We start from the raw sequence: 14,069 nt of genomic DNA on the forward strand, positions 1-14,069 counted from the left end.
CTCCTATACTGTAATTTTATTTTAATATTTTTTAGGAAATTTCTCATTTTGTTTTGCTCTATTTATATGCTAGCACCAGTAAAATCATCGCTTGGACCCTATCAACAACACTTGAGGTATCATGCGTAATTAATACCATTAACAAAGCAAAATCCGCTAGAAAGCTGAGCCAGCCACTAATCATTCATAGCGATAGGGGTAGTCAATATGTCTCTTCAGAATACCGCAAAGCAACTCAAAAGATGCAAACCAGCTATTCGAAAAAGGCCTATCCCTGGGACAATGCATGCATTGAGTCATTTCATTCTCTGATCAAGCGAGAGTGGTTAAATCGCTTTAGAATAATGGATTATGACCACGCATATAAGCTTGTCTTTGAATATATAGAAACCTTTTACAATACCGTACGAATTCACAGTTATTGCGGATACAAGTCGCCAAATCAATATGAACAAGAATATTTTTTAAGGCAAAAACGTCACGTATTAAGCTTGGTAAAATTTGGGTAACAATTTTTTCGTTTTAACTTGTACTTTTTCTTGACATAGTACCATCCTATGATTAGATTCTACCATAGAAGACCTTATGACTTTGAGTGGAAGTTTGTTTACAGAGATTTTTTCATAGGCTCTAATTTTTCAGAAAGAAATGTACTTCCTTCCTTTTCGTATAATGCCAATATTTTTTCATCACTAACTAATTCTGATAAAATATTATATAATCTTTTATCCAGTTTATCTTCTTTCTCAGAGATACTATTTTTTATCAAAAACCACGCCGTCGCTTTTTCGTAGTATTCCTTTTTTCCTGCAAAATAAGCTACCAATCCTATATATTCTTCATCGAATCCACTCGGATGCTTTCCATGTGAAGAAAATAGGTTTCCCGCCGCACAAGTTAAATTCCTTTTTATATAGGCTCCAACGGGTTGCTTATTTTTAAAGTACTCTTCAAAATCACAATAAACCGTCCTTAAATCTTTTATTGTCGAATACAAATAGATTTCCATACATTTTCTAATAAAGAAATCAAAATAACTGTTATTGTTGCCATTTTTGATTATTTCAAGTATGGATTCATGTTCGTAAATATAAGCAATTATATCCTTTATCACTATATCAAAGCTTTTTACTTCTTTCTTCGATAAGTGCATAAAAACTTTTCCAGCTTCGTATCCATTGATAAAGTTAATATCCGAAACATCACAAGGTGCTAACTCCAGCATATTTTTCTTCAACTGTTTTAACTTTCCCGAAGTATGGACTATGGATTCAAACACCCGACTGTATAAATACAGCAGATTAAACTCTTTAACTTTCTCAGCTATAGAGATAAGCAATTTGAACTTTTGAGAGATTTTTAACGGACAATAGAACACAAAGTAAAATACGGAATAACATCTTTTGCTGTTTGTAATATAGTCAATATTATTAATAATAAAGTTGTAAAGTGCCCTACTAAATACCGAAGAATCTCTTTGGGAACAAAACAAAGCATATTCCAACAATGATGATTCTTTCAAAACAGGGAATAAATTAAGTAATTCATTTTCATTTTGTGCATTATAGAAAATATAGCAAGGAATAAGCCATTCCTTCAATTCCGATGGATAACCGGTTATGCTTTTCACTTTGAACTCTTTGGAGCAAAAGCAATTTCCAACCATTATTGCAGCCCAATAAGGTAAGACTCTAATTCTATAAGAAATTTGTTGAAATGCCTGTGAAACAGAAAAGATGTCCCTGCAGATTGTAATAGTAGATGATAATAATTGGACAGATCTTAAGCATCTTAAATCTGATTTATTTAATTCTGAATCCTTAATCACACAATTTAACTTTTCCATTATACAGTCAGCAATTGCTAATACAGTAGATTGAACATCAGTGGAACTACAATCTGCAAGTTCCCTTGCTTTCCAACCGACGATTTTTTTAATGAATTCATAATATGTCGAAGGAAATGAAACTAATTCTTCTCCTATAATACATTCTCCGAAGTATAATGCCTCAAGTGGAGTTGTGATTCCTTTGTTGACATCAACATAAGTGTTATTAATATGTCCAGAAAGTGTTTTCTGAAGTATTGTTTCAACAACATGCCATTCCTTGTTAAGTTCATCCATATTTATTGCGTGCTGAAAAATAGCTGGACTTTTTTTACTTATCATTAACAGAAAATTCTTTTCAATACAGTATCGTTGCAAAAACTTTGGTGTATCTTCTAAAGCATAGTACTCATACCCATTGATAGTTAATAACCACTTGAATGACTCATATCGTGAAAATCTATTAATAGAAGAAACTAAGCTACACCACTTTGATTTTTCATCAATAATTAAATGAATATTTTCAATAACAAAGCATATTTTTATTGGGAGATGGCTTAACAATTTTGAAGCATCCTCAAGAGACTGTACAGACTTACCGAATAAATCCTCCATCTCAGCAAGAAGCAATTGCTCAAGATTAGAAATACTTACAACTTTGCTTATATCAACAACATACGGAATAATGCTAATGGCTCTGGTTTTCAATTTTTCTAAGCAATATTTTATGTATCTATTTACAAAGAAGGTTTTTCCAGATCCAGTTGTTCCAGTAACAACTAACACTTTGTAATAATGTGGATATTTAAGCAGTTCTCTGATTTCGCTTTTATTTTCAGACTTTGCTTTTTCAAAATCGTATAGATCTAAGAGTTCCTTAATTTGAACCAAAACATCATCACAATCTTCGTTTGAATGGATAAACGATAGTTTCTTGTTAATTTCATCTTGGTTATATTGTTCATGTGGTAATCTGGTGATTAAATGCAACACTTCTTCTTTCCAAGAGTTATTAAACAGCAGATCAAGCTGTTCAAACACTGAGTCTAGTCTTAAGCAATATTCTGTCTCGCATTCTTTAGAGTCAGCGTATCTAAGTAGTTTTGCTTCTAGTCTCTGAAACACTAAATCTCGGTCTGAAAATGTTTTATTTTTAAATCCTTCATTAAGCTGAATCTTATTAAAAAGGAGTTGATTGTTAAAACAATTTTCGCAAAAGAAATTAAGCCATTTTCTATAGTCTTCATCTGTTAGTGTGATACAAATTGTTTTCTCGAGAATAGCTCGGAAGTTAGTTTCAGTTGATATTCCATCGTGTATATTGTATTGCCCACAAAAATTTCTCATAACGATTTCTTCGTCATACTCATATTCTTTATATTCATAAAACTGCTGCATGGTATTCCTAAGTACATCCCATGTTTGCGATCCTAAATTTGGGTCGCAGTGGTGCCCTTTGGCTATTTTTTTTAAACCGTCCCATACTGCACTAGATCCCAAATTAATTAGAAAATTTTGTACAATCATATTTGAAAATGCACCATTAAGTAATTGCATAATTTGTCCTATATCATACATAGTTACAACCTCTCTTATAGTAGCATAAATTGTTGTCATCTATCTCTGACACTTTTGCACTCAACTAAAATGGATCATCAATTATTACCAATTGATGTCCCATTTAGTTGCTCTTTTAATCTTCTAATATACTAACTTGAGCTTTCCGCAATTTATCCTTTACCCAATTATAATGTTCATCTAGTGCCTTATAAAAATTTATTCTATTATCTTTATTATCCAAAATTAAATTTTTATCGTAACTAATTTTCTTATCATTATCAGATAGTTCTGTTATCCCAAAATAATTATCTGGATTTTTAACATATTTCATCCAATCCTCATTGCGCTGCTCACAATCTTCATTCATTGTACTCTTAAACCGATCTAATAATACATCTCTTTGATATACAGAAAAAATTTCTGCTTTACCCTTATTATATTTCAGTAGAACATTATATATTTGTTGCGCTGCTTCCATAAATTCGTCCCAATTAGCTCTTCCTTCAGAAAATTTCTCGTCTGATTTCCATTTTATATATGGTCTATCCGGAAAATGGACTGCACTGCCATGTCCTAATGGTTTAACCTTATCTAATACTTCAGAAAGTGTCCCATCTTCATTTTTTTCTAACTCATCCATTTCTGGTACTATAACTTCAATATTATGAATAATATTATTATCCCTATCCGTTATACCAGAAAACTCCTGATGGGCCCATGTATCAGCGTACACATGTAATCCAATCCCCAATTTAAATAAGTTATTATTCTCTAAGGTGCTGTCAGAAATTAATAATGCTAATTCATTGGCTGTAGTACTATTTTTTTTACATATGGTTTTTCTTCTTCAGTATTTCCTTCTAAACTTGGCAAAAAATGATATGGCACCCAAACATGTTTATTTCCTTCATCGCTTAAATCTTGCCACCTAGCGTGTCCTGAATATCTTTTTATGATGTCATCATCATTATCATATTTAGCTGCATCTTTTGTATAAATCAGTTTTTTAATCGGATTTTCGTCCATATTGTCATCAACAAACTGCGAACTTGTTGCAATAATCTTTGAATTCTCTTCATTAAAACCTGCCCAACGAGATAATACATAAATTGTTCCAAAATGAAAATCAATATCCATATTATTGCCTTCTTTTTATATAATTTATGAATCAATTGTATCCTATTTAATGTCTAAGTTCTTTCTCCGTGATAGTGACCTTTACCTTTATTCTCTGAATCGTAATAAACAAAATTCTTTTACTACCTGCAGAATTTATTCACTAACTTTCATTGCATATTCATCCAGCGCCTGCTCAATTTTTTCTATTTCACTGCTTCCGTTTGTTGCAAAACGTAAGAGAGGAATATTATACAGACTTAGAATGTGATCTTTCATTAGATCTCGTTTATATTGAGGTGTACCAATTTTATGATAATGAAAGCCGTCTACTTCTATTGCAAAAACCGGTTCTTTTCTTATGCTGTTATAGATCAGAAAATCTACATGAGTCCACATATTGGAAACATAATGAGATTCTTCCTCGTTCAGGCGATCAGTATTTCTAATTAACATATTTAATGGCTGATGGCAATTTACGGTCAAAGCTAATTGAGGTCGATCATGTAATACATCTACAATTTTGCCATACATTATATTTTCCGATTCATATTCAGAAACAGTTAAATGTTTTTGCAAAAATTCTAATCTTGCAGCAGTATATTGTTGATATAGTAAATCAAATATCGAATAAATTTCACTTTTTATAATTTCAAAATTATTATATTTTATATAAGCTAATAAATCACCTATATTGCTGTCTAACGGCTGATCATTACCTGAAGTAACAAGACAAAATTTGTTTTTGGCACGGGAAATTGCGACATTTAAAAGATAGGGATCATCTGAAAAATCAGTAACTATATTATCTACTGTGGTGAGCACAATAGTGTCTTTTTCCCTGCCTTGAAATTTATGTACTGTATGTACTTCAATCTCATCTGTATCTAATTGCCCCGCAATTGTAGATACTTGATCTTTATAAGGGGCAATTATTCCAATATCGTTTAAATTAGTGTTTTCATCTTTTAAAGAAGGCAGGGTTTCATTTTTGATTACATCTATTTCACGTTGGTTGAAATGTTCTCTGCAATGATTTCCAATAACGGTCTGATAAGCTGATAATACATTTTTTTCTCCGCGATCCTGTGTCATAATAATAAGTTTGTTATTGTAAAATTTTTGATTGCAAAAACCAATAATTTTAGGATGGCAGCGATAGTGTTCCTTTAATAATGTTTGTGCTATATCTGGAAAAAGAATACATATTGATTTCAAAAAACTATTAGAAAAGGAGTAACCATCAGGTAAAGTATATTTGTTAAAAATAATGCTGCTTTGTTTTTTTATGTAATTTGTAGCCACATTGGGCAATTGTTTCAAGTCACCTACAATAACTGCATTTTTAGCGCATGATAATGCTAATGCTCCTGTAGCTATATCCACTTGAGATGATTCATCCATAATGAGATAATCATATATTACACCATTTAATGAACTGCGAGATGAAAAGGTAGTACTCAAAATAACAGGATATTCTTCTACTATATTGCCAGCCGATTTCCATAAATCTTCATCGGTAAATACTTTGCGTTCAGTTTCAGAATTGTTGGTGTATTTTTCAAATAATTTAGCTTTTAAATAGCCTAGGGACAAATCTGTAAGCTTGGTCATTTTTTCTTTGGCATTAAAATCGGCAAGGGTATTTTCCAAATACTTGATTCTGGCATTTAATTCTGCCTGCCTGGCTGTATAAAATAAAGTTTGAAAAAGGGTAATAATATTTGCCAAATTTTTTTTATAAAATTTCCATGTTGCAATCCTATATATAAAGACACTTTTAATTTTAAACCAAAGAGAAACGCCACGATCTTTTTCAGCAAATCTGTCACATTCCTGCCAAAGTTTCATTAATGTTGCTGATTTTAAGGTGCTACGCGGCTTAATGTCTCCACAAGTAAATCCTGTTTCAGTGCAGTATTGTTTAAAATATTTTATTTCCAGATTTAGTGAATTTAATTCATGCTGAAGGCTGACTAATTCTTCTTGCTGTTTAAATATATTAGTCATTTCTTTAATAAGAGTTTTTATGTCATTTTTCATTTCAACCTGAATGTCAGCATTTATCTGCCAATTGGATAAATCCGGATATTCTCCTGTTTGGTTTTCTAAAAAAGCTTTTTTATTATGGGAATTACCCAAAAGAGCTACTATAAACTCCATGTTATATTTAGAAGAAGATAATTTTTCTAATACATTTTCTATTGCAGAATTATTATTAGAAACTATTTGAATAGTCTTTCCTCTTATAAGTAAATTAGCAATGATATTGAGAATTGTTTGTGTTTTACCGGTACCGGGAGGTCCCTGAATCACACTTATTTGATTGGCTAAAGCTCTTTCTACTGCCTTAAATTGACTGGTGTTACCACCGAAAGGAAAGATAAGCTCTGATTTATCATAGGTTTTAATTTTATATTTATCAGGATTTAAATAAATGGGCATCACAGTATCATCGTTAACAAAATCAAGCTTTTCATATTGTTGCTGTAATAATATTTTTCCATCGTCATTTTTAAGTTCATTAATTGCAGCCAACTCTTTCAAATAGTCCATGCAATTCTTAATATCATTATCCTTGAGACACGAATGTGTGATCTTGATAGATTTACAATCATACGAATATATCTTCTTGTTTTTGTTATTAGTAAAAACAACATCATATTTATTAGTTTCAGGATTATACATACATGATTCTATTTCAGCGGTTTTATTTTTACCATTACATATAATCAAATATTCATCCGTATTCATTATTGCTCCTCCGATTTTGTATAACATATATACTTGTTTATTGTACAATTATAGCATTCTCATGTCCAGCGTGCTATAATGCAACTATATGAATATATACAACAAGGGGGTACGATAATGCTATTCTCAAAAAAAGATCCGGAAAAAGAAGCTCGGAAAGAATATGCTCATTACATAGGACATATCGAGGATCATTTAATTCATACAGTTGGTAGTAGTGATTTAAATACCGCCTTAAGCTCCGATGCACATGAACGTATGAAATGTGACAATCATTTGATATCTAGTTTCGGAACGGATGACTTGGTAGATGTATTCACTGAGTTTAGCTCTGACGAAGTATGGGAAAAATTTGTGGAACGGGTAAATACTCAAAAACGCAATTATGCCAACCGGTATAATAAAATATATATAACAAAAGAAATGAGAGAAAAAACAAGATAAGCTGCTTTTTAAGCAGCTTATCTTGTTTTTTTATTTCTTCGTTAATTCTTCAATTTTTTTCTTAGCGACAGTAGCTTTATTCATATTTTCTCTATGATTTACTGCCTGTCCTCTTAAATTACCGGCAGTATTCTGAAATGACTGGGATACAGGGTTTTGCCTATATGCCATCTTGGCAAGGTTGGCAGCTGTACCTTCCATCTGACTCATGCGGCTTGGAACCTTGTTTCCGGTATAATGGCCGCTGATGCAATAGAATTCCCACCACCTTCTGCATTTTAACTTTTGTTTTTCTTAAATTCTACATATTTAAAGCTTTTATTCTTTTCTATATATTCGAGAGCAAATCCGCTATAGTTGACTATTTTAAATATCAATCTATACATCATACATATTAGATGGTTTTTATATTTAAAAAATTCTTCTCCTTGACCAGGAGTAAGTACATTTCCATGAGCTAACTTTGGTCGAACTTTTTGCCATGCGCGTACTTGTTCTTCTGTAATCACCCCATCATCCTTTAGCTTCTTCATTCTTTTAGCCGTAGCAGGACTATTTAACATTGATAATAATCCCAGTGCGCGTTGTTTTATCTCATTGTCTTCTGACGGTATCTCACACTTTTTCACAGCATCAACAAGCAATTGTATGCTTTCTTTATTTATTTCATCTTCTTCTCCATCAAATACAAATGAAATACAGTTTTCAATATAAACCGACAAAGACGTCAAGAAATTTTGTAAAGTTCCTCTTCCTGCCAAACACGTTTCGTAAAATCCAGTTGTTAAATTTAAATTTTCCCATTTGTGTATCTCTTTGACTTTTTTTAAATACGCACAAAAGAATTTCCAAAATTCTTTTTCTTTTACCGAATAAGTTGGAAATGCTGCCATCATCATTGTAGGGCTATTATCCGGTATATAACGTATAAAAATTATATCACTATCTTCGTTGTGACGTATAACAATTCTTGGATACATAGTTTTACCTATGCTTACACTTAAGGCCTCTACAAGCCAATTCTCCATATAGGATGAATACTCCGATGTATGTGTTGCCGTTACCTGTAAATACAACTCATCTGTATCCTTTGTAAAAGATATCTCTTCACCATCAAGATTAATAATCTGATGATCATATCTATGTTTTATAAAAACAATATCGTCTCCTCTTGAGGCCGTGATTTTAAGATTATCTTCATATGGCAAGTCAGCGCAATCAAAGAAAAATACTTCACTCGATGGTTTTTCCCTTTTTCCTTTATGGGTTGTAAAAGTACTTAATTGATCAAATAATCCAGTTATCAATATATTAGATGATCCTGAATATGTTTTAACCTCTGGTATATTAAAAGAACCAGTCCATTTAATTCCGCTATACGATTCTGCTTCAACTCGGCATGCTATAGCTTTAATATCTGTATTCGGATCGTCCTTTGATTTCAAATAAGAAAATATTTTTTGATCTACTGGGATTTTATTAAAAAGTTTGTACTTAATCTTACCTGTCTTTTCCAATTTGATAGTTCCAGGACCTTCAAATAAAGGTAAATCATCTACAATGCTATTTTCAAATGTTAATTTAATTTTCTTGCAATCTATTTCAACATTTTTCCCAATATAATCTTTTACATTTAGGCTAGTCAATATCATCACTCACTTTTCATATCTACAAAATAATAAATAAAATAATTTACCATATCAAATGTGCGCAATATGCCACGCTGAGCTGTTATTATAACTATTAGTTACTTATTGAAAAAAAGATTCTATAGTAAATTATGTTATCTCATAAATTATAACATATATAAAATGTTAGCCTGTAATAATACTTCTGCTAGTATCATCATAGCCATAAATATCTTCACTTAAACATTCTGTTTTTAATTGGCAACACTTTGCATTTTTCTGAACATTTTGTAAGAGTGATTACCTACATTTCATAGACCTGTTATATTTACTATTTCTCCTGCATTATTCCGTCTTGTATTTGATGCCAAAATAATAATTTTATCAATTTTGAATATCAGATAAAATTATATACATATCACTCTGTATCAACACCATTTCAAAATATCTCTCAATACTGACTTTATAAAATTTATAATAAAATAATATAAAATGAAGGTATATGTATTTTAAAAATATAATATATTAAAGGATATCATATCGGGAGATGATCGGAGATGAGTGATTACTTAAGTTTTCTCAAATTAAAAGAATTAGATATCAATGATCCTTTTTTTGACAGTTTAAAAGCTGATTACCCAAAATTTGAAAAGTGGTTTTCAGAAAAGGGGGATAGAACTGCATTAGTACAAATAAATGATGGGAAATTAAATGGGTTATTGGTTTATAAAATGGAATCAGGAAGTATAGACGGAGCAAATCCTCCTATCAGAGCTAATAAAATTTTTAAAATAGCTACTTTTAAGATAAATGCTCATGGTACAAAATTAGGAGAACGTTTTGTAAAAAAATCATTAGATCTAGCGATAATAAATAATGCTGATATTTGTTATCTAACAGCCTTTCCCAAACAAGACACCTTGTTGATGTTATTCCAAAAATATGGATTTTACGATGTCGCATTAAATGACAGAAATGAGCATATTTTTGTAAAAAATCTAAGGGGGTATTTGGCAAATGATGTTTACTTAGATTATCCAAGAATTAATGCAAGTTCAAATACCAATAAATATCTTTTGGGAATTTATCCCCAATTTCATTCAAAAATGTTTCCAGATTCAATATTACATAATGAGTCGGTAAATATTTTAGATGATGTATCATATACAAATTCAATTACTAAAATATATATTTGCAAAATGTCACAAGTTGGGATAGTAAAACCAAGTGATATATTTCTTATATATCGTACAGGAGATGGTATTAGACCCGCAAGATATTCAGCAGTTGTAACTTCTGTATGTACAGTAGAAGCATGCAAGAAGAAAAATGAATTTCCTAATTTTACTACTTTTTATGACTATTGTCGAAAACACAGTATATTTAGTAAAAACTATTTAGAAAAATATTATATGGATAATAATCAGTTTTTTGTCATAAAAATGGTATATAATGCGGCATTTAGCAGACGTATTATTAATGGAGATCTAATTGATAAATTCGGAATAAAGGGCTATTGGGGATTTATGAAATTAACAGATTCTCAATTTATAAATATTATAAAAGCAGGTGGAGTATTTGAAAATCTTATTGTCCATTAAACCTTGTTTTGTTGACAAAATTCTAACAGGCGAAAAAAAATATGAATTTAGAAAAAAACTTTTTAAGCAGGACGTCGATACGGTTATTATTTATTCTTGTATGCCAATAGGCAAGATCATAGGTGAATTTACTGTTGAAGAAATATTGGAAGAAAAACCTGTAAATCTATGGGCAATAACAAAAGAATATGCTGGTATATCAAAAAAATTCTTTTTAGATTACTTTAAAAACAGATCTACTGGATGTGCTATAAAAATAAATAAATTTCAACAATATAATACACCTGTTGATCCTAAAAGGACTATGGACAATTTTGTGGCACCTCAATCATATCGATATATTGATGAAATTACTTATTCTCAAATTTTGGGGATCGCCAACTAAAATCTCAGGAAGTATTATTTTTATTTTCTATGAAAAATATGTTCTTATAACAAATAATTCATAAGGAATGATTTTATGGTAAAAAAATTATACTTAGTCTTTTCCTTGTTGACTGTTTTCTTTGTAACAACACCACAAGCGATCACAAGGGTTCAAGCTGTGGGGTATTATGGTGAAGCTGTATCTAATAATGACATTCCTTATTTTAATGATGATGCGAATTATCCAATGGTTTATGTCTACCATGGATATAGAGAATATCTTGATTTGAGTTCATGTACATTTGTCAGTAATACAAAAGATTCATATGAATTTGCTGCTTGTTATGTTAATACTAATGTCCAATTTCTTCCGGAAACTGTCCAAAAAACTGATACAATATATTTCAGACAAAAAAAAGATGGAAAAAGTCTTCCACAATATTATGACGATAAGACACAAAAATGGATTACAATTCCAGCCTATTATTATAATGAAGTTGAAAAACTTTCCTATTCTGCATACATAGGTCGGTGGCATCCATATCAGTATTTTGCGTTTAAAATGATTTATAAACAACTTTTTGGGGTTGAATATGCTGATAATATGAACGGTCATACATTTTAACCTAATCGGGGAGAAGTCTCTCCCCTCTAAGGTTATCTTAATCGAAATGTTCTTGATCGATGCTGTAATTTTAAACTTTTAGAAGTCAATCGCATTCAGATACTCCATCAAAACATAATCATAATTTTGGTCGTTAAACTTTATATTTCACCCCTAAATTTTGTGGATAACCTACCGTTATCTGCTATAGTATTCTCATATTAAGCGTGCTATAATGCAACTATATGAATATATACAACAAGGGGGTACGATAATGTTTTTCTTAAAAAAGATCCGGAAAAAGAAGCTCGGAAAGAATATGCCCATTATATATCAAATATTGGAAGTCATTTAATTCCTACAGTTGGTAGTCCTAATTTAAATGCTGCTTTAAGTCCTGATAAACATGAACGTATGGGGTGCAGTAGTCATTTGATATCTAGTTTTGGAACATTTGATTTAGAAGATGTTTTTACCGAATTTGTATCTGATGATATATGGGAAAAGTTTGTGGAACGGGTAAATAATCGAAAACGTAATTATGCAAGTCGTCAAAATAAAATATTTATAACAGAAGAAATGAGAGAAAAAATAAGGTAAGCCGCTTAAAAGCGGCTTACCTTATTTTTGTTTTCTGGTCAATTCTTCAATTTTCTGTTTTGCAACAGTAGCTACGGTTGCTTTATTCATATTATCCTTATTATTTGTAAATTGTCTTGTTAAATTACCGGCAGTATTTTGAAATGACTGGATTACAGGATTTTGCCTATAGGCCATTCTGGCAAGATTAGCAGCTGTACCTCCCATCTGACTCATACGACTTGGAATTTTGTTCCCAGTGTTAATGGCCGCTTCTGCCATAGCATTGCCGCCGCCATCCGCGTTGCTGGCAGCCCGTACAGCACCGGCTATTTTACCTGGAGCACCACCAGCAGTCGAAGCAGCATTCATAGCCATTCTGGTCATATCGGCTCCACCTAATGATGGCTGTCCTGCAAGTAAACCAGATACTAATTTGGGGATTTTATACGTTATAATTAACAGTATGCCGCATATTAAAACTGCCTGAAGGATATAATTTATTTTTGTAAAAAATCCGGCTGTTTGTGATGCAGTTTCAAATTTATCTGCAAAGTCTTTGAGCATTGGACAGGCCATAGTTGAAATAAAAGCTATTACACATACTTTAATGGCAAGGTTAAACATAGCACCAATCGCTTTTTCACTCAAAAATCTTGTTTTATCACATACTCCAAAAGCTAACAGCGGTATTGTAATAAGCGCCATGGTATAAAATTCTATACGAGCCATAAACATTTCAATGGCAGTAAGAAAAAGACAAACAACAATGACTATAACACTGACAAGATTTATAATGGTTAAACCTATATTGCTAAGACTGAATTTTGCATGGCTCCATACAGCATTAAACATTACTATTGCATTATTGACGATCGAATCGGGTTTTAATACTGTGTTGACGTCTGTACCACCTGCAAGAAAACCTATACCTTCGAAAGCATTTGATAAAGCCTGCATTAGATCAAGCCCACTAAGCCAATTTGTTATTAAAAATAAATAAAAACCAGACTGTAGTGCAACTTTAATCAAAAATTTAACTTTATCCCCAGATATTAAATCTAGCGATAGTTTTAATGAAGAGTCTATTAATGTCAGTATTAGAAGCAATTTTACAGATATTGGCACGATTGCTTTGGCTCCTGGAATAATAACATTTTGTGTGTAATTATCCATGAATCCTGATAAAATGTCCACTGCCCCAGAGTCTTTTAGGTCAAAGTTATAATTTGTGACATGCGTTGCTACGGATGATGTGGTCATATAATCACCCCATACGCCTAATAAAAAGCCACCCAAATTTAAGGCAAGTCCGATACCAAGTATTATATTCCATACGGTTTTTGTACCGTCTTGAATATTAAGTACAACCATGGTTCCTGCGATAGCAGTCATAATGACTGCTATCGCTTTTCCAGCTTTTACAATACCTGTCGCTATAGTTGTTAATGTGCTGTTAAATGTGCCTAACTCTGTACCAACGCCCATGGCAGCCAAATCTTCACTTGATGCTGCATAGCTTATATTTTGTGCTATTATTACAAAAGCTATTGTGAATAAAAAATATGGCAGATATTTTTTCATCAATT

General features: G+C 31.5%; 11 protein-coding genes and 1 pseudogene. 6 read left to right on the plus strand and 6 right to left on the minus strand.

Annotated features, from left to right (window positions below; genetic code table 11):
- The first annotated feature begins 53 nt into the window (after window positions 1-53).
- On the plus strand, window positions 54-509 hold the full coding sequence (locus I6751_RS14165; RefSeq protein ID WP_196592336.1) for an integrase core domain-containing protein: 456 nt from the start codon (window positions 54-56) through the stop codon (window positions 507-509).
- Between the two features lie 98 nt (window positions 510-607).
- On the opposite strand, the gene I6751_RS13680 is transcribed toward I6751_RS14165, so the two are convergent.
- From I6751_RS13680 to I6751_RS13695, 3 genes and pseudogenes are all read right to left on the minus strand, one after another.
- Window positions 608-3,406, minus strand: a complete 2,799-nt coding sequence (locus I6751_RS13680; protein WP_196592337.1) for an NACHT domain-containing protein — start codon at window positions 3,404-3,406, stop codon at window positions 608-610.
- 115 nt (window positions 3,407-3,521) lie between these two features.
- Window positions 3,522-4,525, minus strand: a pseudogene (locus tag I6751_RS13685) (DUF6765 family protein).
- A 135-nt stretch (window positions 4,526-4,660) separates the two neighbouring features.
- Window positions 4,661-7,258, minus strand: a complete 2,598-nt coding sequence (locus tag I6751_RS13695) for an AAA domain-containing protein (RefSeq protein ID WP_196592339.1) — start codon at window positions 7,256-7,258, stop codon at window positions 4,661-4,663.
- 117 nt (window positions 7,259-7,375) lie between these two features.
- On the opposite strand from I6751_RS13695, the gene I6751_RS13700 reads away from it, so the two are divergent.
- Entirely contained in the window at window positions 7,376-7,702 is a 327-nt protein-coding gene (locus I6751_RS13700; RefSeq protein ID WP_196592340.1) for a hypothetical protein, read from the plus strand.
- Between the two features lie 30 nt (window positions 7,703-7,732).
- Here the strand turns inward: I6751_RS13700 and I6751_RS13705 are convergent, their stop codons facing one another.
- Both I6751_RS13705 and I6751_RS13710 read right to left on the minus strand, forming a co-directional pair.
- Entirely contained in the window at window positions 7,733-7,912 is a 180-nt protein-coding gene (locus I6751_RS13705) for a hypothetical protein (RefSeq protein WP_196592341.1), read from the minus strand.
- A 68-nt stretch (window positions 7,913-7,980) separates the two neighbouring features.
- A complete protein-coding gene (locus tag I6751_RS13710; protein ID WP_196592342.1) occupies window positions 7,981-9,348 on the minus strand; it encodes a hypothetical protein in 1,368 nt (455 codons plus the stop codon).
- Between the two features lie 539 nt (window positions 9,349-9,887).
- On the opposite strand from I6751_RS13710, the gene I6751_RS13715 reads away from it, so the two are divergent.
- From I6751_RS13715 to I6751_RS13730, 4 genes are all read left to right on the plus strand, one after another.
- The gene (locus tag I6751_RS13715) at window positions 9,888-10,931 is read left to right on the plus strand and encodes a hypothetical protein (protein ID WP_196592343.1); all 1,044 of its coding nucleotides are present in this window, start codon (window positions 9,888-9,890) and stop codon (window positions 10,929-10,931) included.
- Complete coding sequence (locus I6751_RS13720; protein WP_196592344.1) at window positions 10,909-11,316, plus strand: ASCH domain-containing protein; 408 nt, start codon at window positions 10,909-10,911, stop codon at window positions 11,314-11,316. The genes I6751_RS13715 and I6751_RS13720 overlap by 23 nt, the downstream gene beginning before the upstream one ends.
- Before the next feature lie 75 nt (window positions 11,317-11,391).
- Window positions 11,392-11,922: a hypothetical protein gene (locus I6751_RS13725; RefSeq protein ID WP_196592345.1), complete on the plus strand. Its 531-nt coding sequence runs from the start codon at window positions 11,392-11,394 to the stop codon at window positions 11,920-11,922.
- A gap of 411 nt (window positions 11,923-12,333) precedes the next feature.
- Window positions 12,334-12,501 carry a hypothetical protein gene (locus I6751_RS13730; protein WP_196599130.1) on the plus strand — a complete coding sequence of 56 codons (168 nt, stop codon included), beginning with the start codon at window positions 12,334-12,336 and terminating at the stop codon, window positions 12,499-12,501.
- A gap of 21 nt (window positions 12,502-12,522) precedes the next feature.
- On the opposite strand, the gene I6751_RS13735 is transcribed toward I6751_RS13730, so the two are convergent.
- Complete coding sequence (locus tag I6751_RS13735; protein ID WP_196592347.1) at window positions 12,523-14,064, minus strand: type IV secretion system protein; 1,542 nt, start codon at window positions 14,062-14,064, stop codon at window positions 12,523-12,525.
- Window positions 14,065-14,069 lie beyond the last annotated feature (5 nt).

The sequence above is a fragment of the Pectinatus frisingensis genome (assembly GCF_015732285.1).
Lineage (GTDB): Bacteria > Bacillota > Negativicutes > Selenomonadales > Selenomonadaceae > Pectinatus > Pectinatus frisingensis.